General features: G+C 67.5%; 16 protein-coding genes. 10 read left to right on the forward strand and 6 right to left on the reverse strand.

The features are described from left to right. Positions 1 to 194: 194 nt before the first annotated feature. Positions 195 to 1,412 carry a DUF445 domain-containing protein gene (locus IG75_RS0129425; RefSeq protein ID WP_156059268.1) on the reverse strand — a complete coding sequence of 406 codons (1,218 nt, stop codon included), beginning with the start codon at positions 1,410 to 1,412 and terminating at the stop codon, positions 195 to 197. A 707-nt stretch (positions 1,413 to 2,119) separates the two neighbouring features. On the opposite strand from IG75_RS0129425, the gene IG75_RS0129430 reads away from it, so the two are divergent. From IG75_RS0129430 to IG75_RS0129475, 10 genes are all read left to right on the forward strand, one after another. Then, positions 2,120 to 2,806: a TetR/AcrR family transcriptional regulator gene (locus tag IG75_RS0129430; RefSeq protein WP_081877229.1), complete on the forward strand. Its 687-nt coding sequence runs from the start codon at positions 2,120 to 2,122 to the stop codon at positions 2,804 to 2,806. Positions 2,807 to 2,933: 127 nt separating this feature from the next. Beyond that, positions 2,934 to 4,337 carry an ABC1 kinase family protein gene (locus IG75_RS0129435; protein ID WP_036515554.1) on the forward strand — a complete coding sequence of 468 codons (1,404 nt, stop codon included), beginning with the start codon at positions 2,934 to 2,936 and terminating at the stop codon, positions 4,335 to 4,337. A gap of 36 nt (positions 4,338 to 4,373) precedes the next feature. Beyond that, positions 4,374 to 5,615: a saccharopine dehydrogenase family protein gene (locus IG75_RS0129440; protein ID WP_030524609.1), complete on the forward strand. Its 1,242-nt coding sequence runs from the start codon at positions 4,374 to 4,376 to the stop codon at positions 5,613 to 5,615. Then, a complete protein-coding gene (locus IG75_RS0129445) occupies positions 5,612 to 6,292 on the forward strand; it encodes a class I SAM-dependent methyltransferase (RefSeq protein ID WP_051715084.1) in 681 nt (226 codons plus the stop codon). The genes IG75_RS0129440 and IG75_RS0129445 overlap by 4 nt, the downstream gene beginning before the upstream one ends. 181 nt (positions 6,293 to 6,473) lie before the next feature. Further along, positions 6,474 to 6,902: a hypothetical protein gene (locus IG75_RS0129450; protein WP_030524611.1), complete on the forward strand. Its 429-nt coding sequence runs from the start codon at positions 6,474 to 6,476 to the stop codon at positions 6,900 to 6,902. Continuing rightward, positions 6,895 to 7,470 carry a hypothetical protein gene (locus IG75_RS0129455; protein WP_030524612.1) on the forward strand — a complete coding sequence of 192 codons (576 nt, stop codon included), beginning with the start codon at positions 6,895 to 6,897 and terminating at the stop codon, positions 7,468 to 7,470. The genes IG75_RS0129450 and IG75_RS0129455 overlap by 8 nt, the downstream gene beginning before the upstream one ends. After that, the gene (locus tag IG75_RS0129460) at positions 7,467 to 8,207 is read left to right on the forward strand and encodes an ESX secretion-associated protein EspG (RefSeq protein ID WP_030524613.1); all 741 of its coding nucleotides are present in this window, start codon (positions 7,467 to 7,469) and stop codon (positions 8,205 to 8,207) included. Before IG75_RS0129455 ends, IG75_RS0129460 begins: the two co-directional genes overlap by 4 nt. A gap of 12 nt (positions 8,208 to 8,219) precedes the next feature. After that, positions 8,220 to 9,065: a polyphosphate kinase 2 family protein gene (locus IG75_RS0129465; RefSeq protein WP_030524614.1), complete on the forward strand. Its 846-nt coding sequence runs from the start codon at positions 8,220 to 8,222 to the stop codon at positions 9,063 to 9,065. A 139-nt stretch (positions 9,066 to 9,204) separates the two neighbouring features. Continuing rightward, entirely contained in the window at positions 9,205 to 9,951 is a 747-nt protein-coding gene (locus IG75_RS0129470; protein WP_036515556.1) for a DsbA family protein, read from the forward strand. Then, entirely contained in the window at positions 9,948 to 10,514 is a 567-nt protein-coding gene (locus tag IG75_RS0129475) for a vitamin K epoxide reductase family protein (protein WP_030524616.1), read from the forward strand. Before IG75_RS0129470 ends, IG75_RS0129475 begins: the two co-directional genes overlap by 4 nt. 19 nt (positions 10,515 to 10,533) lie before the next feature. Here the strand turns inward: IG75_RS0129475 and IG75_RS0129480 are convergent, their stop codons facing one another. The 5 genes from IG75_RS0129480 to aceA all read right to left on the reverse strand — a co-directional run bounded on the left by IG75_RS0129480 (position 10,534) and on the right by aceA (position 18,893). Further along, the gene (locus IG75_RS0129480; RefSeq protein WP_051715086.1) at positions 10,534 to 11,658 is read right to left on the reverse strand and encodes a S1C family serine protease; all 1,125 of its coding nucleotides are present in this window, start codon (positions 11,656 to 11,658) and stop codon (positions 10,534 to 10,536) included. Positions 11,659 to 12,206: 548 nt separating this feature from the next. Next, complete coding sequence (locus tag IG75_RS0129485) at positions 12,207 to 13,262, reverse strand: NAD(P)-dependent alcohol dehydrogenase (RefSeq protein WP_030524618.1); 1,056 nt, start codon at positions 13,260 to 13,262, stop codon at positions 12,207 to 12,209. 410 nt (positions 13,263 to 13,672) lie between these two features. Continuing rightward, the gene (gene metE / locus IG75_RS0129490; RefSeq protein WP_030524619.1) at positions 13,673 to 16,000 is read right to left on the reverse strand and encodes a 5-methyltetrahydropteroyltriglutamate--homocysteine S-methyltransferase; all 2,328 of its coding nucleotides are present in this window, start codon (positions 15,998 to 16,000) and stop codon (positions 13,673 to 13,675) included. Positions 16,001 to 16,103: 103 nt separating this feature from the next. Continuing rightward, the gene (locus IG75_RS0129495; RefSeq protein WP_030524620.1) at positions 16,104 to 16,973 is read right to left on the reverse strand and encodes a 3-hydroxybutyryl-CoA dehydrogenase; all 870 of its coding nucleotides are present in this window, start codon (positions 16,971 to 16,973) and stop codon (positions 16,104 to 16,106) included. A 630-nt stretch (positions 16,974 to 17,603) separates the two neighbouring features. Further along, positions 17,604 to 18,893 (reverse strand): isocitrate lyase, encoded by a 1,290-nt coding sequence (gene aceA, locus IG75_RS0129500; protein WP_030524621.1) that lies wholly within the window; start codon positions 18,891 to 18,893, stop codon positions 17,604 to 17,606. Positions 18,894 to 19,072: the final 179 nt, after the last annotated feature.

A 19,072-nucleotide genomic window follows, 5' to 3' on the forward strand; every position in this document is an offset into this window, starting at 1 on the left:
AGTCTCGAGGCCGAAACGGCGAGACCAAGGGGGCCTCAACCCCGCGGCGCCGCAGGCGCCGCCAAAAAACACAGCACCTTCGCGAGTAAGCCCACATCCACACCTTCACGAGCAAGCCCACGCCAGTCTTCGCCCAAGCTCGCCATCCCCGGTACTCACACTCACCCCACGCTCGCCATCCCCGGTACTCACGCTCACCCCCCGAACATCAACTGCGAGACCGCATAGATCGCCAACCCCGCCAAACTGCCGACCACCGTTCCGTTGATCCGGATGAACTGCAGGTCACGCCCCACCTGGACCTCGATCTTCTTACTGGCCTCCTCCGCGTCCCAGCGGGCGACCGTATCGCTGACGATGGTGGCGATCTCGTCGGCGTAGTTGGCGGCCAGATAGCGGGCGCCGCGCTCGATCCAGCCGTCGACCTTGGCTCGGGTCTCGGTGTCGTCGCGCAGGCGTTCGCCCAGCTGTTGCACATTTTCGGCGACCTTGCGGCGCAGAGTGCTGTTCGGGTCGTCGGCGGATTCGAGGATCAGGCGTTTGGCGGCCCGCCAGGTCGCTTCGGCGAGGCCGGTGATCTCCTCCCGGCCCATGATCTCGGTTTTGATCCGCTCGGCCTTGGCGATCATCGTCTCGTCGTACTGCAGGTCGTGGGCGAAATCCTCCAGGAAGCGGTTGGCGGCCAGCCGGACCTCGTGATCGGGGGTGGAGCGCACCTTCCAGGTGAACTCGACCAGCTCCCGGTACACCTTCTCCGACAGCAGGACGTTCACGAATTTCGGCGCCCACTGCGGCGCCTCGCCGTTGACGATCCGGTCGATCGTCTCCTGGCTGCCGAGTGCCCACTGGTGGGCGCGTTCGGCGAGCAGATCCAGCAGCGGCAGCTGCCGGTTGTCGGCCAGCAACTCGGCGAGGACTCGGCCGATCGGCGGACCCCACAGCGGTTCGGCGATCCGTTTCACGATGGTGTTGTCGATGACCTGTTCGACATCCTCGTCGCGCAGCACCCCCACGACCGCGCGCAGAATCGTCGAACTCTCGTCGGCCACCCGGGCCGCGTTACCGGGCGCGGCCATCCAGCGCCCGATCCGCCACGGGATCTGCGCGGAGTTCACCTTCGCGGTGACCACCTCCGGGGACAGGAAGTTGGTGCCCACGAAATCGCCGAGACTGGCCCCGAGCTGATCCTTCTTCCGGCGGATGATCGCGGTGTGCGGAATCGGCAATCCCAGCGGATGCCGGAACAGCGCCGTCACCGCGAACCAGTCGGCCAGCGCACCGACCATCCCCGCTTCGGAGGCCGCCCGCACATACCCGACCCAGTCGCCGGCGCCGCCGCGCGACTCCAGCCACCGGCACACCAGGTAGATCACCGTGGCCACGGCCAGCAGGCCGGTGGCGACCGCCTTCATCCGCCACAGGTCACGTCGTTTGGCCGCGTCATCGGTGAGGGTCGCGAACACACCCGGCGGTTCCGCCTGCCCGCCGGGGGCGGTCGTCCCGGGAGCGGAATCGAGCACCGCACTACTACCGGTCGGTTTCTGCATACTCCCATTCTGCTGTGTTTATTTGCGGCGCCTCCGGCGCCGCGGGGTCGAGGCCCCCTTGATCCCGCCGTTCAGGCCTCGGGACTCGCGCCTTCGGCGCATGCACTTCGAGGCCTGAACGGCGGGACGGGCCTCGACCCTTTCAGGGCCTCGTAAGACTCGGCACGGGAGGAGGTCGGGCACCGCTGGGTCGATCGGATGGCCGGCGGATACGGAAGTGCGCTCGGCGGAGCGTGGACAGGGGCGGGGGCCGTCGGTTCCCGCGGAGATCCGGACTCAGGATGGCTGCGGCACGCGAGCGGTCGACGGGGGAGGTGTTCTGGTCGGCCTGGTTGCGCCGGCGGCACAGCGCCCACCGCGACGGTTCCGTCCGGCACGCGGCCGACCACACACGCCCGCCGGCCACGGGACGCGCGGGGAAGTGTGGGATCGGTTGCACAAGGACCAAACGAACCACCTGGGCTGGGATGGGGCCTAGAGTGGAACGCACGTGAACCGTCCGGACCGAGGAGCCCACGCTGTCCACCGAAGACCTGCTCGATATCGGGACATCCGCCGATCGATCGGCGCCGGTGCGTACCCCGCGGACCGACGGGCGCAAGCGACGCTGGCGCCAGCACAAGATCGACCGCCGCGAGGAGCTCGTCGACGGCACGCTGGCCGCGGTGCGCACCCGCGGCGGGAGTGCCGGCATGGACGAGATCGCCGCCGAGATCGGTGTGTCCAAGACCGTTCTCTATCGCTATTTCTCCGATAAGAACGACCTGGTCAACGCCGCGATGCAGCGGTTCATCGAGATCACTCTGATGCCGCGCGTCTACGGCGCGATCAGCCTCGATGCCGACGAGTATCAGCTGGTGCGGTCGGCGCTGGCCGAATACGTGGGCGCGGTCGACGAGGATCCCGAGGTGTACCGGTTCATCATGGGCACCGGTTCGGGCGATCCGTCGTCGCTGGCCGATTTCGAGAGGCTGTTCGCGGAGGTCGTCGCGGCCGCCATCACCGAGCGCGGCAGTGCCCGCGGTATCGAGACCGAAGGGGTGATGCTGTGGTCCTATGTGCTGGTCGGCGGCATCCAGCTCGCGACCCACTGGTGGACCACCCATAAGACACTGCCCCGGGAAGAGGTCATCGACTACCTCACGATGATGGTGTGGAGTGCCATCGAGGGCATGGCGCGCGCCGGCGGTTCGCGGACCAAGTTCGCCGAACAGGAGCATGTGCTGCCCCCGGTCTCCCCCGACGACCAGGCCGTCTGAGTCGGCGGACTCGCCTGGCTCGACAACCCGGCCGGGTTGGCTAGTCTGATTGCCGTGCGGTGACGAGGAACCGGCTGTGTTCCTCTGTTGCCGTAGGCGCGGCGTCGGCACCAACGGAGGTTCCTCGATGGCGAAACAAGTGCCGACATCCAGGCTGGCCCGCGGCACCAAGCTGGGTGCGGTGGCGGCCGGCTCGATGATGCGCAAACAACGCGCCCGGCTCTCGATGCGCGGCCGGTCCGAGGCGGTACGGGCCCGGATGGCCGAGGAGTCGATCCTGCGCAGTACCGAACAGCTGGTCATGGTGCTGGGCACCATGAAGGGCGTGGCCATGAAACTGGGCCAGATGATGTCGGTACTCGACCTGGACCTGGTGCCGCCGGAGCATCGGGAACGGTTCCAGAAACGGCTCGCGGTACTGCGCAATGCCGCGCCCTCGGTGTCTTTCGAGGCCATGCGCGCGGTGATCGAAGAGGATTACGGGCAGCCGCTGGACGCGGTATTCGCCGAATTCGAACCCGAGGCCATCGCGGCGGCCTCCATCGGGCAGGTCTATCTCGCCCGGTTGCACGACGGCCGCCAGGTCGCGGTGAAGGTGCAGTATCCGGGCATCGATGCGGCGGTCCGGGCGGATCTGAAGAACCTGAACATGTTCCGGCGGGTCCTGCAGTCGGCGATGCCGTGGGTCACCCCGGCGGTTCTCGACGAACTGCGGCTGAACATGGAAGCCGAACTCGACTATCACATCGAGGCCGAAACCCAGCGCGATATCGCGGAGCTCTACGCCGACCACCCGTTCGTCGTGGTCCCGCGGCCGGTCCTCGAGCACAGCACCAGACGGGTGCTGGTCACCGAGTATCTGGCCGGTACCGCGTTCGAGGACATCCGCCGGATGCCCCCGCCCGACCGCGACCGGGTCGGCGAAATCATCTACCGCTTCTATGTGGGATCGCTGTTCAATTTCAACGAGTTCTGCGGCGACCCGCACCCGGGCAATGTGCTGCTCGCCGCGGACGGCCGGGTCGGATTCCTCGATTTCGGGCTGTTCAACCGGATGGATCCCGAACACGTCCGATTCGAGGCGATCTGTCTGTGTGCGGCCGCCGAGGACCGCGGCGCGGATCTGCGTGAGCTGATGATCCAGCGCGGGGTCATCGATTCGGCGGACGAGATCGGCGTCGAGGAATGCCTGGAGTATGTGCTCTCGGCCTCGGAATGGTGCCTGGTGGACCAGGAACTCACCATCACCCCGGAACTGGCCAGTGGCGCATTCCTGCTGGCAGTGGACCCGCGATCCAGTGAGTTCTCCGGGATGAAACAACAGAATCTGCCGCCGGAGCATCTGTTCTCGCGGCGGGCCGATTTTCTGACCTTCGGCATGCTGGGTCAGCTCGAGGCGACCGCCAATTGGCATCGCATCGCCCGGGAATGGTTGTACGGCGAAGAGCCGGTCACCGAACTCGGGCGCCTCCACCGACAGTGGCTGGCCGGGCGCCGGCCGGCCAAACGCGGTAAGCGGCGTACGGGTTAGCGCCACGGCACCGGACATATCCAAGGGGTTCTATCCATGACCGACACTCGCGAATTCGACCTGATCATCTTCGGCGCCACCGGCTTCGTCGGTAAGCTCACCGCCGGGTACCTGCTGGGCGCGGCACCGGCCGGGGCGCGGATCGCGCTGGCCGGACGTTCGGCGGACAAACTCGCCGCGGTCCGCGACGAGATCGGAGCCGCCGACTGGGGCCTGGTGGTGGCCGATACCACCGATCAGGAGTCGATGGACGCCCTCGCCGCTCGCACGACCGCGGTCATCACCACGGTCGGCCCGTATCTGCGCTACGGGATGCCGATGGTCGCGGCCTGCGCGAAGGCCGGTACCCACTACGCGGACCTCACCGGCGAACCGCTGTTCATCCGCGACGCCATCGACACCTACCACGACGAGGCCGCGCGCACGGGCGCCAAGATCGTGAACTCGTGCGGCTACGACTCGGTCCCCTCGGATCTGAGCGTCTATCAGCTCTACCGGCGGTCGGTCGCGGACAACACCGGCGAACTCGGCGACACCACCCTGGTCGCGACCCTGCGCGGCGGAGTCAGCGGCGGCACCATCGATTCCGGCCGGGCGATGATGGAGGCGGTCGCGGCGGACAGATCGAAGGGCGCGGTACTCGGCCACCCCTATTCGCTGAGTCCCGACAGGTCCATGGACCCCGAGGTGGGCCGCCAGTCCGACCTCACCCTGCAGCGGGGACGCGAGATCGACCCGAGTCTGGACGGCTGGGTCGGCACCTTCGTCATGGCCTCGCACAACACCAAGATCGTGCGCCGGAGCAACGGCCTGCTCGGCTGGGTGTACGGCAAGAACTTCCGCTACCGCGAGACCATGGGTGCCGGGAACTCGGCCCTGGCGCCGGTGATCGCGGCGGGTATCACCGGTGGTGTCGTCGCCGGGATGGCGGTCGGCGGTCTGCTATCCCGGTTCGGCGCCGGTCGCGCGGTGCTCGACCGGGTGCTGCCCGCGCCGGGCACCGGCCCGAGCGAGGCCACCCGGGAGAGCGGTTGGTTCCGCATGCGCACCTACACCCGTACCTCTTCGGGTGCCCGGTATCGCGCCGATTTCGCCGGTCTCGGTGACCCCGGGTACAAGGCGACCGCGGTCATGCTCGGCGAGAGCGGTCTCGCACTGGCCTTCGACGACAAGCCCGAGCTCGCCGGTGTGCTGACGCCCGCCGCGGCCATGGGCGACGCGCTGACCGCGCGGCTGCGCGCGGCCGGGATGACGATCGATGTCGAGCCGCTGGGATGAACCTCGCTCGGCGCACCATGAACGCCCCGGCACTGGCGGCGGTCTACGAAAGGGTCTGGCGGCCCACGGTGTTCTATCTGGCCACCGGCCGCACCACCGCCGCCGATCGCCGGTTCGCGGTGGAGTCGCTACACCTCGACAGATCGCGGCGGGTCCTGGATATCGCCTGCGGCCCCGGTAATTTCACCCATTTCCTGAGCGAGCACGTACCGGCCGACGGGTACGTCACGGGGATCGACTATTCGCCGCCCATGCTGGCGCGTGCCCGCGCCGACAATGCCGGGCCGCGCGTCGGATATGTACGCGGCGATGCGCGCTATCTGCCCTTCGCCGACGAGACCTTCGACGCGGTCTGCTGTTTCGGCGCGCTGTACCTCATCCCCGACCCACTGGTCGCGGCCCGGGAGATGATCCGCGTGCTGGCGCCCGGCGGCCGGATCGCCGTCACCACCAGCCATCGCCCGGACAACCCGGTCGGCGAATTGACCCGGCTGACCGCGGGAGTGAGCGGACTGCGCATGTTCGGCGGCCGGACCTTCCCGGAGCTGTTCGCGACGGCCGGATTGGTCGATATCGACCAATCGGTACACCGCTTCTTCCAATACGTGACCGCCACCCGGCCGACCGCGAGCGCGGCGGGGCGCGCGGCCGGCCGGCCGGCGACGTCCGGCGTCTGACGGGTTCCGCGAGAGAAGTGCTCGACCCGTTGCCACCCCTCGATACACTGCTGCCCGCGGCCCGCCATGCGTGCGCCAATTCACAGCCGAATCCCCATGACCGGCGGGTTTTCCCCCGCGGGCGCGGCTACTCGTCGGTAGAGTCGGCTGGCGTACCCACGGGCCGGAAGGGGGATTCCAGATGTCGGTACCGGAGGTGGGGCAGAGCGCGGCTCGGCAGCTCTACACCGCGGCCACGGCCGGAGGCGAGAATTCCTTCACCCTTGCCGAGGACGTCGCGCTGCGCCTGGCCCAGGCATGCGACACCCTGGTCGCAGATCTGGAAGCGGCACGGGACGGCGGCCACCGCATCGCCGAAACCCACGGCACCGCCGGTTTCCCCGATCTGCCCACCGGGCACGCCCTCGCCGCGGGGTTCCGCGGCAAGGCGGTGCAGTACCTGGAAACCCTCACCGCGCTCCAGGAGGCGGCGCTCCGCTTCAAAGCCGCCTATCTCGCCGCCGGCGGACGGCTCGCCGAGGCCGATCTCGCCAACCGCGCCGCCCTCGCGGTGGTGGCGGCGCATCCCGGCCTCGGCCCCGACCACCACGACGAGGACAGCCATGGCTGAACCCGCCGGCACCGATCCGCCCTACGCGCCCGAACGCGAATGTTTCCGCAGTTTCACCCATCAGGAGATCTGGGACCGGGTGCACGAGGTCCTCGATCCCGGTGCGCTCGCCGCCGCGGCGGCGGCGTGGCAGTCGAACGCGGACGCCGTGGCGGATGCCTTCGCCGTGTTCACCGACAACACCCGGCGCGAATTCGAGCGCTGGTCGGGGTATTCGGCGAACGCGGCCCGGCAGGCGACACGGGAGTTCATCGCCGGCGGTGACGAAACCCATGAGGCGTGCCGTGCGCTCCAGCGCCTGATGGAGGGCAATACCGAAGCGGCACAGACATTGCGGTCCGCGCTGGCCCCACCGCAACCCTATCGGCCGCTCGACGATCCGGCGGCCGAGGCCGTACACGGTGGCCGCCGCCGGATGGACCACGATATCGCCGCCGCCGCGGCCGCCGCCGATGCGCAGGACGCGATGAACAGCATCTACAACCCCACTCTCCCGGCTTCCGGCGACCGGGTGCCCCGGTTCCCCGGCACGTCCACCGGTACCGGCGGCGGGAGCCCGCGCCGGTGAAGTGGATCCTGACCCCGGACGAGTTCAGTTACGTCTGGGCCAATGAGACAAGCCTGGACCGCCGGCCCTACCCGGTGAATCTGGCCCCGGCCAGCGCCGTGCGCACCGAATCCGAACTGGATGCGCTGCGATTACCACAGCGGTTCGCCAGACAGGCCGACCCGGATCTGGCAGCCGCGCTCATGCTCTGCGCCCGCCCGGACGCCACCGCAGTCACGATTTCCGGAGAGCGCCCGGCGCTCCCCCGCAACGGCGACCAGCCGCATACCGAGCAGATCCTCGGCTTCGCCGCCGTTATCGATCATCACGCCGCCGTCCTGCACGCCACGCCCACGAAGGTCACCGTTCACATGTGCCATGCCCGGGACCTCGGAGGCCGGCTGGTCCAGCTGATCGGTTCCGCCCGCCCCGGTGCCCACGGCCCGTTCCACCAGCCCCAGGACGCGGTACTCACCGACGCCCCCCTGTCCACCTGCGACGGAGACGGAGACGCCGCCCGCTTTCGTGCGGCGCTGCGCGAACCCGTCGACGCCCGCGGCTTCATCACCGTCACGGTGGCGCCGGACGAGCCCATGTCACCACCCACGCTGCACCGCAGCTGGCTCGATATCCGTGACGACGGCCGCTATCTGCTCACCACCGCCGATGTCCTGACTCTCGCACCGGTCAGCGACGCCGAATTCGCCGACAATCTGCAGAGCCTGGCCCGCATCCGCGGCAGCACTCCCGGACTGTGATAGGTCTGTCCGATGTCCGAGCTATGGAAAGCCCCCGCGAGCCGGGCCCTGCGCGCCGACGGCCTGCGTATCACCGATATCGATACCTCTGCCCGGCCCGGGTTCCGCGGCCGCAAGAAGGACGGGGACACGCTGCTGCCCGAACGCGGCAAGGTACTGGCCGGTTTGCAGGAGAAGCTCTACGCCAACGGCCGCTCCGGTGACAATCGCAGCGTGCTGTTGGTCCTGCAGGGTATGGACACCGCCGGCAAGGGTGGAATCGTGCGCCATGTCATCGGCTCGGTGGACCCGCAGGGCGTCGATCACGCCGCGTTCGGCGTGCCGACCGAGGAGGAGAAGCGGCATCACTTCCTGTGGCGGATCCGCAAAGCCCTGCCGCGCGGCGGGCAACTCGGGGTGTTCGATCGTTCACATTACGAAGATGTCCTGGTCGCCCGGGTCCACGAGCTCGTGCCCGAAGCGGTCTGGCAGCAGCGCTACACCGAGATCAACGATTTCGAGCAGGAGCTGACCGAAGCGGGAACGACACTGGTGAAGGTCGCGATGTTCGTTTCGCTCGACGAACAGAAGAAAAGGCTGCGGGAGCGGCTGGAACGGCCGGACAAGTATTGGAAGTTCAGCCCCGGCGATATCGACGAACGCGCCTATTGGCCCGCCTACCAGCAGGCTTATCAGGATGTGCTGGACCGCACCTCCACCGATTACGCACCCTGGTATGTGCTGCCCGCCGACGCGAAGTGGTTCTCCCGCCTGGCCGTCACCGAACTACTGATCGAGGCGTTCGAGAAACTGGACCTGAGCTGGCCGCCGGCGAATTTCGACCCGGCTGCCGAACTGCGCCGGCTCGACACAGCCTGACCGGCGCGAACCGGTGAGTTATGGAAACTCTCAGCAAGCCGGACAATGATGGGCGGTGCGCCGGGCAGCCCGGCGCCCCCCGGCGAACCTCCGAGTGGCCGGGGCAGGCGAGGCGAGGGAAAGGCGTGGTGAACGCACGGTGAGCAAAAACCCCGGGCGGCCGAATCCGCTGGCGGCGGGCGCGCGCGCGGACCGCAACCGCAAGATCGCGATACAGGTCGGCGTGGCCGCCGTACTGGTCGCGCTGGTCGCGGCGATCGGTATCGGCCTGGCCGTGCGCAACTCCGGCTCCGACGAGGTGGGCGCCGTCCCGGCGGTGGCAACCGATAACGGCGCCATCCGGGTGGGACAGCCCGACGCGAAAGCGACCGTGCGGATCGTCGCGGATATGCAGTGCCCCGTCTGTAAACAGTTCGAGGCCGACCACGCCGAACTGCTGAGCAAATCGGTCACCGACGGCACCGCCGCGATCGAATACAACATCGTGGCCTACCTGGACAAGATGTCCAGCACCGAATATTCCACCCGGGCCGCGAACGCCTCCTACTGTGTCGCCGATACGGGCACCGACAAATACCAGGATTGGCTGAAGCTGATGTTCGGGCAGCAGCCGTCCGAAGGCGGCGCCGGCTTGACCGACGAGCAGCTCATCGCCATCGCGCAGCAGGCGGGCTATACCGACCCCGCCATCGCCGACTGCATCACCGACCGCAAATACGACGGCTTCGTCGGCGCGAAATCCCAGGAATCGCTGGACGAGGGCATCGACGGCACTCCGACGGTTTTCGTCAACGGTGAGAAGGTCGACCTCGCGCTGAAGCAGGACCGGACGGGCTTCGACACCGCGCCGCTGACCGCCGCGATCCAGGCGGCTGCGGGCCGGTGACCCGGACTTCGCCGCCTGCCGCCTGGACGCTGCTGCTGTGCGGTCTGGCCGGCTGGATCGCCGCATTCGTCCTGCTGGTCGAAGACTTCAAACTGCTCAGCGAGCCCGGCTACATCCCCTCGTGCAGCTTGAATCCGGTGCTGTCCTGCGGTTCGGTGATGGCCACCGATCAGGCGGCGGTGCTGGGTTTCCCGAACCCGATCATCGGGCTGGTCGGTTTCTCGGTGGTGGTGACACTCGGTGTGCTCTCGGTCGCGGGGGTGGTGCTGCCCCGCTGGATCTGGACCGGTCTGTGGCTGGGGACGGTCGCCGGAACACTGTTCATCTGCTGGCTGATCTTCCAGAGCCTGTACCGCATCAACGCGCTGTGCCCCTACTGCATGGTGGTGTGGGCCATCATCACGCCGCTGCTCGCCGTACTCACCGAACAGCTGTGGGGTAACGACCGGGGTGCGCTGCGGGTGGTCGCGGAATGGCGCTGGACCTTCGTCGCTGTCTTCTACGCCGTGGTGCTGGTGCTGGTGTTCCTGCGCTTCCAGGACTACTGGCTGTCGCTGTTCTGACCGGCGTCGCCGGCCCGCCCTAGCCCGGTGTGCCGGCGACCAGCCGCACCGCCACGAACCGTTCGCCGCCGTCCGGTGCCCGCACGCCCAGCCGCACCGTTTCGGCCGGCTTGCGGGTGTCGATCGCCGCGCGCAGCGCGCGCGCACTCGTGATGGCGCGACCGTCCAGCGAGGTGATGATCTCCCCGGCCGTCAGGCCCGCCACCTGCGCGGGCAGCCCGCGGATCGCCATATCGATGCGGGCGCCGGGCGGTCGGGCATCGGAGACCAGTACCCCCAGGGTGGCGGTGGGGCCGATGTGCACGGAGTCGGTGGGCGTACCGGACCGGATCTGCCGCACGATCCGCATGGCGGCGTCGATGGGCACCGCGTAACCGTTGGGTGGGTCCTCGGCCGCGCCGGGTGGCGGGTCCCGGTTGCCGGAGGCCGCGGCGATCACCCCGACGACCGCGCCGGTGGAATCGGTCACCGCCCCGCCGGACTGGCCCGCGCTCACCGCCGCCTCGATCTCCAGCATTCCGGTCAATGCCTGCCGGGACAGATCCTGCTGGTTCAGGGCCATGATCGTGCTGTCCAGATCGCTGATCTCGCCGGTGACCGCGGTGGCCGTCCCGCTGCCGCCGGCGTTACCGATGGCCAGGACCTCGTCCCGTACCCGCAGCCCGGCCGAACTGCCGATCCGCGCGGTGGCCAGCCCGCGCGCGCCCGCAAGGGAGAGCAGGGCGATATCGGCGTGGGCGTCGTAGCCGAGTACCTCGGCGGTGTACACGGCACCGTCGGAGACGCGGCTGACCCGGACCGTCTTCGCGCCCTTCACGACATGGTGGCTGGTGAGCACCTGTCCTTCTCCGGTGAGGACTATTCCGGATCCGGCCGCCGCGGCGCCGAACGGACGGGCGGCGGCGGTGATGTTGACCAGTACCGGGGAGATACCGCGCGTCACCTCGCTCGCGTTCAGCGGGGGCCGCGGCGCGGGACGGACGGGTGTGGCGACAACACTGCGGCCGGGCTGCGCCAGCCCGGGCAGTTCGCCCCGGTAGCCGAACAGGGCCCCGAGGGCCAGCACCGCGGCGAAGACGGTAACGAGCACGCGGCCCCCGCCGGTGGGCCCGCGGGAGCCGGTGCTCTGCCACTGGTTGTCCAAGGAGCCTCCCGCTGCCGCAGCCGATCACGACCATTGTCGCCCGGATCAACACGCGACAGTCGAGTTTCTTCCCCTTACCGCAAGTTATCCACAGGCATCCCTAGTTATCCACAGGCCGGCGCGGGCCTGGGGAAACACCGGCCGGATACCTGTTGATTCGTTACCACCGGCCCGATGCGGTCACATCCGTGTCACGTCCCCCGCGGCGGCCCTTTACACCGTCCGCGCGAAAACCGCCCTGGATGTCGGCGTCTGCCCGCGCGAACCGGCCGACCGGTGCGATCGCAAATACGGCCCGCTCGTTATCCGGCGGAAACCGAATCAATAGAATTCCGTATCCCCGGCCCGGCCACCAGGAAATCCATCCACAGCCGCTCGGCCTTCATCCACACTGCGGAGCGCGGTTTTCCACAGCCTTCTCCACAGTGTGGATAATCGACGGGTACGAGCCGGAATCCCTTTGTTCGACGGTGACCGATTATTCGACGACGACCGATCGAATCGACTTCGCGGACCGGGAGTCCGCCGGATGATGCCGGCGGAAACACTCAGATGGTCGCGGTATCGATGACGAACCGATACCGCACATCACTGGCCACCACTCGCTCGTACGCGCTGTCGATCTCGTCCGCGGAAATCAACTCGATTTCCGCCCCGATTCCGTGCTCGGCGCAGAAATTCAACATCTCCTGTGTTTGCTCGATACCGCCGATCATCGAACCCGAGAGCGAACGCCGGCGACCGGCCAGCACCCGGGCCTGAACCTGGAGCGGGGCCTCCGGCAACCCCAGCACGACCAGTGTCCCATCCAGTCGCAGCAGCTTCATGTAGTCGTTGATGGGCAGGTCCGCGGATACGGTGTTGATGACGAGATCGAAGCTGCTGCGCAACTCCCGGAACACCTGGGCATCGCTGGTGGCGTAGTAGTGGTGCGCGCCGAATCGCTTTCCGTCGTCCTGTTTGCTCAGCGAATGGCTGAGCACCGTCACCTCGGCGCCCAGCGCGGCGGCGATTTTCACACCGATATGGCCGAGCCCGCCCATTCCGATGATCGCGACCTTTTTCCCGGGTCCCGCACCCCATTGTCGTAAAGGCGAATACAGGGTGATTCCGGCGCACAACAGCGGCGCGGCCACCGACAGATCGATTCCCTCCGGGATGGCGACCACGAAGTTCTCGGTCACCACGATCCGGGTGGCGTATCCGCCCATGGTGTGCCCACCCGGCTGCACCTCCTCCGGCACCCGGGAGTTGTAGGTCATCACCGCGCCGCGGGTACAGAACTGCTCCTCGCCCGCCAGACACGGCTCGCACACTCCGCAGGAATCCACCATGCAGCCGACACCCACCCGGTCGCCCACCCGGTGGCGGCTCACCGCCGAGCCCACAGCAGCGACAGTCCCCGCGATCTCGTGCCCGGGCACACACGGATAGGCCGCGCCACCCCACTCGTTACGGGCGGTGTGGATATCGGAATGGCAGATCCCGGCATACGCGATATCGATCAGGACATCATGGGGTCCGAGCTCCCGGCGCTCGATGGTGACCTTCTCGAACTCGGCGTCGGGACCGGCCATCGCGTACGCGGCTACAGCAGTACTCATGCGTCCATGCCTACCGGCGCATACCGGATTTGCCAAGGTGGTGTGACTTTCGGCGCCGACCGCGAAGGTAGGGTCTGGGCCTGCTGTGTTTTTTGGCGCCGCCTGCGGCGGCGCGGGGTTGAGGCCCCCTTGGTCTCGCCGTTCAGGCCTCGAGACTCGCGCCTGCGGCGCATGCGCTTCGAGGCCTGAACGGCGAGACGGGCCTCAACCCTTGGAGGTGTCTCGTAAAACTCGACGCATGAGGTTGCGTCGGCATTCGATGATCGCTTCCGCAGGTGGAGTTCGGGTGCCGACGCGGCAGAAGTAGGCCACCCGTTGTCCACCCGCTGCTGGTTGTCTTGGAGACCGTGCGGATAGACACGAGGAGGCGCACGCGGCCCCGTTCCCGGGAGTTGCGCAGCGTTCTGCGCTCATTCCGGGGCGGGATCGCGGTCCTGCTCGGTTTCCAGGCGGCGGCGGACGCGGCGGGCGGCGGCGACCATATTGCGGAGGGCGGGGTCGAGCTGCCAGTGGTGGCGGGTCTTGAGGCCGCCGTCCGGGTTGGCCCAGAGCCGGTCCGGGCCGACCGCCGCGGCAGCCGCGGTGAGCAGCTCGTCCAGTTCGTCGATATCCGGGATGCGGGCCGAACGGCTCTCGTACACGCCCGGGCCGACCCCGTGACTGAGACCGTGGCCGGAGGCGTAGTCCTCCTCCAGCGCTTTCAACACCCACTCGATGGACCGGGTGGCGACGATCGCGGTGACGTCGGCGTCGAGCTGTTCGATGGCCTGGACGATCTCGGTGCGGCCCGAGTAGGGGATATGGGTGTGGATCTGGGTACTGGGCGCCACACCGGAGGTCGCGAGCCGGAATGCCCCGATCGCCCAGCGCAGGTATTCGGCGCGGCCTTCGGGCCGGGCCGGCCACAGCTCCCGCAGCGCCGGTTCGTCGACCTGGATGATGCCGATACCCGCGCGTTCCAGGTCCACGACTTCGTCGCGGATCGCCAGCGCCACCTGGTCGGCCGTCTCGTAGAGCGGCTGGTCCTGCCGGACGAACGAACGCGCCACCATGGTGACGGGGCCGGTGACCATGCCCTTCACCGGTTTGTCGGTCAGCGATTGGGCATAGGTGATCCACTCCACCGACATCGGCGCCGGCCGCGACACGTCGCCGTAGATGATCGGCGGACGCACACAGCGCGATCCGTACACCTGCACCCAACCGAAATGCGTGGTGGCGAAACCGTCCAGTAATTCGGCGAAATACTGGATCATGTCGTTGCGCTCGTGCTCGCCGTGCACCAGCACGTCGAGACCGATATCTTCCTGCAATGCGATGGTGGCGGCGATCTCCGCCTCGATCTTCTTGCGGTATTCGTCGTAGGACAACCGGCCCTCGCCCAGCTGGTGGCGGGCCTGCCGGGCTTCGACACTCTGCGGATACGACCCCAGCGTGGTGGCGGGCACCGGCGGCAGCTGCAATTTCTCCTGCTGCGCGGCCCGGCGCTCGGCATAGGGTGCGCGTTCCCGCATCTGCGGGGTGATCGCGTAGACCCGCTGGCGCACCGCGTGTTTCTGCTTGAAATGCACTTCACCGGGGCGTTTACGCCATTTGTCCGAGGGACCTTCGGTAAGCGCTTTGGCCAGTGAGACGACCTCGCCGACCTTTTGTTTCGCGAAAGCGAGCCGATCGGCCACATTTCCGTCGATATCGTATTCGGCGAGTACGTCGTAGGGAACATGCAGCAGTGTGGTCCCGGTGGAGACCACCAGATCCGGGCAGACCTTGGTGAGTTCGTTCAGGTATTCCAGGGTGACGTAGCGGTCGGCCCGCCACACATTCGTGCCGCTGATAACGCCCGCGTAGAGCCGTTTGCGCCGGATACCCGGGATCTGCGCCAGGTCTTCGGGCCGGATCCGGTAGGACGCCAGATCGAGGCCGATCGCCTCCACCCCGGTACCGGCGAGAATGCGCAGCGCTTCCCCGAAATCGCCGTACTGTCCGGTGACCAGGATGCGCGGCCGCAGCGGCGCTTTGGACAGCCGGTCGTAGACGCGTTCGAAGGCGGCGAGTTCGGCGGCCGAGCGTTCGGCGGTGAAACAGGGTTCGTCCAGCTGTACACAGGTGGCACCGCGCCGTGCCAGGATCTCGAACAGCTGCTCGTAGACCGGGAGCAGCCGATCCAGCAGATCGATGGTGTCGAACCCGGCCGATTCACCGGGCACACTGCCCGCCTTCGACAGCAGCAGCAGCGACACCGGCCCCAGCACCACCGGCCGCTGCTCGATGCCCACCGCCATCGCCCGGTCCCATTCGTCCAGCAGCGCCTCGGCGTGCAGGGAGAATTCCGTATCGGCATCGAGTTCCGGCTGCCGGTAGTGGTAGTTGGTACCGAAGAAACGCACCAGTTCCAGCGGCGGTAGATCGGGCCGGCCGCGCGCCATCAGGAAATAGAAATCCAGCGGGTCCAGATCGGCGCGGTATTCGGCGAAACGGGATGGGTACGCGCCGAAGAGCAGTGCGTTGTCGAGGACATGGTCATAGAAGGAAAAGGTGTTCCCGGGGACCTGGGTGAGCCCGGTGGCGGCGAGCTCGTTGAACTGCTGCTCCTGAATATCGCGTCCTACCGCGCGCAGCTCTTCCCGGGTGATCGCCTGCCGCCAGTACGCCTCGAGCGCGCGCTTGAGCTCCCGGTGCGTACCGATCCGCGGATACCCGAGCACACTCGAGCCGAACCCTTCACCGACGTTGACCATTGCCGACCTCCGTGTCTGTTTGCCCCGCCTTCGGCAGGGCGGGTCGGGGCCCTGTTAACCCCGGTTCTTCACTCCGCCGCTCATCTCGGTGACCACCGACTACCTACGCCTTGTTGTACTGGTAGAAGCCCGTACCGGACTTCTTGCCCAGCAGCCCCGCCTCGACCATGCGCATGAGCAGCGGCGGCGCCGAGTACAGCGGCTCCTTGAATTCGCCGTACATCGAGTCGGCGATCGATTTCACCGTATCCAGGCCGACCAGGTCGGTGAGTGCGAGCGGGCCCATGGGGTGGGCACAACCGAGCACCATCGCCTTGTCGACATCCTCCTTGGTGGCGAAACCGGATTCCACCATCCGGATGGCCGAGAGCAGGTACGGGACCAGCAGCGCATTGACCACGAAGCCGGAGCGGTCCGAGGAACGCACGATCTCCTTGCCGAGGACCTCGGCCGCGAATTTCTCGGCCCGCTCGGTGACGGCGCCACTGGTCTTGAGCGTGGTCACCAGTTCGACCAAGGGCAGCACCGGCACCGGGTTGAAGAAGTGCATACCGACGACCCGTTCGGGGTTGTTGGTGGCCACCGCGATCTTCATGATCGGAATGGAGGAGGTGTTGGAGGCCAGAACCGCGCTGGGATCGGTGACCACCTTGTCGAGTTCGGCGAAGATGGAGGTTTTGACCTTCTCGTCCTCCAGGACGGCCTCCACCACGAGCTGCCGGTCGGCGAAATCGCCGAGGTCGGAGGTGAAGCGCAGCCGCCAGGCCGCCTGTTCCCGCTCGCGCTCGGTGATTTTGCCGCTGCTCACACCCCGGTCCAGGGACCGCAGAATCCGCGACCGACCGGCCGCGGCGAGGTCCCGGGTCTGTTCGTACACGAGCACATCGACATGCGCGCGAGCACACACTTCCGCGATACCCGCGCCCATCTGGCCGGCACCGATGACACCGACACGCTGAATCTTCTCGTTCACGTCCCACTCCTGTGTTCGTGGCGCCGCTTCGGCGGCGCGGGGCTGTGTTCATCGGCGCCGCATCCGGCAGCGCGGGCTCGGAGCCCTCGGGACCCCGTCGACAATGCCGACCGCCCGGCAAGAGGGTGAGCGCCGACGGCGGTCGGGTTCGGCGCTTCCGGCTCGCCGGAGAGACCGAAGCCCCCTCGCCGGGCTGTTGCGAGGGGGCGGTACACCCCTACCGAGGTAGTGGGTCCGGGATACCCGTCGGAAGACGGAGTACCACGATCGGTCCCGGAGGACTCGGCCCCGTGGGCCCGAGTCCGGCCCGGAGCAGAAACCCCGAGCCGGGGCCGTACTTCCGGCACCTTGTCGCGGACGGCCGACAGACCCGTTCCCCGCGCCGGTTCCGATAACAACCGGAACCCGGACCGCAGAACACCGATCCTCACCGCAACCACCACCTGGTGCCGAGTCTTACGAGGCCTATAAAGGGTTGAGGCCCGTCTCGCCCCTTGGCCGAAGGTGCTCAATGGTCCCTCTATGGACGGCCCACCGCACATCGCATGAGCCGAAGGCTCGAGTCCCGAAGCCGAAACAGCGAGACCAAGGGGGCCTCAACCCCGCGGCGCCGAAGGCGCCGCAGACAACTCAGTGAAACTGTCCTTCTTCGGTGGAGCCCTTCAGCGCCGCCGTCGAGGTGTTGGGGTCGACGGTGGTGGCGATGGTGTCGAAGTAACCGGCACCGACCTCACGCTGGTGCTTGATGGCGGTGAAGCCACGCTCGGCGGCGGCCTTGAACTCGCGCTCCTGCAGGTCGACGAAGGCGGTCATACCCTCGCGGGCGTAGCCGTAGGCCAGGTCGAACATGCCGTAGTTGAGCGAGTGGAAGCCGGCCAGGGTGATGAACTGGAACTTGAAGCCCATGGCGCCGAGTTCACGCTGGAACTTCGCGATGGTGGCGTCGTCCAGGTGGGCCTTCCAGTTGAAGGACGGCGAGCAGTTGTAGGCCAGCAGCTGGTCCGGGAATTCGCTGCGGACGGATTCGGCGAACTTGCGCGCGACCTCGAGGTCCGGCACACCGGTCTCCATCCAGATGAGGTCGGCGTAGGGGGCGTAGGCCTTGGCGCGCGCGATGCAGGGCTCGATGCCGTTCTTCACTCCGAAGAAGCCTTCGGCAGTGCGGGTGCCGTCGAGGAACTCACGGTCGCGCTCGTCCACATCGGAGGTGATGAGGGTGGCGGCTTCGGCGTCGGTGCGGGCGATGATCACCGAGGGCACCTCGGCGACGTCGGCGGCCAGGCGCGCGGAGGTCAGGGTGCGGATGTGCTGCTGGGTGGGGATGAGCACCTTGCCACCGAGGTGGCCACATTTCTTCTCCGAGGCCAGCTGGTCTTCCCAGTGCACACCGGCGGCGCCGGCGGCGATCATGGCCTTCTGCAGTTCGTAGGCGTTGAGCGCGCCACCGAAGCCGGCTTCGGCGTCGGCGACGATCGGGGCCAGCCAGTTCTCGACGGCGGTATCGCCTTCGACCTTGGCGATCTCGTCGGCGCGCAGCAACGCGTTGTTGATGCGGCGGACCACGGCGGGCACCGAGTTGGCCGGGTAGAGGCTCTGGTCGGGGTAGGTGTGACCGGAGAGGTTCGCGTCACCGGCGACCTGCCAGCCCGACAGGTAGATGGCCTTGAGCCCGGCGCGGACCTGCTGCACCGCCATATTGCCGGTGAGGGCGCCCAGCGAGTTGATGTAGTCCTCGTTGTTCACCAGATCCCAGAGGATCTCCGAGCCACGCCGCGCGAGGGTGTGCTCTTCGACAACGGTGCCCTGCAGCTTGGAAACCTGCTCGGCGGTGTAGTTGCGGGTGACGCCCTTCCAGCGCGGGTTGGTGTCCCAATCCTTCTGGATTTCCTCGGCGGTCTTCGGGGTGCCGGTGGTCGACATCTTGCGACTCCACTTCCTTGGTCGGTCGGTCCGCCGTGTCCGCGTCGACGAAGCGTTTCCGCGTCGCACTGCTGGAACGACGATTTGCAGGCTTGCAATGCCCGGTGGGTGTACTTCCACACCATGGCACACCATCAAAATGCCGTCTACCTGTTGCTTCTGTGAATCTGAGCTAGGAT

This window comes from Nocardia rhamnosiphila NBRC 108938, from assembly GCF_000720425.1.
Classification (GTDB): Bacteria; Actinomycetota; Actinomycetes; order Mycobacteriales; family Mycobacteriaceae; genus Nocardia; species Nocardia rhamnosiphila.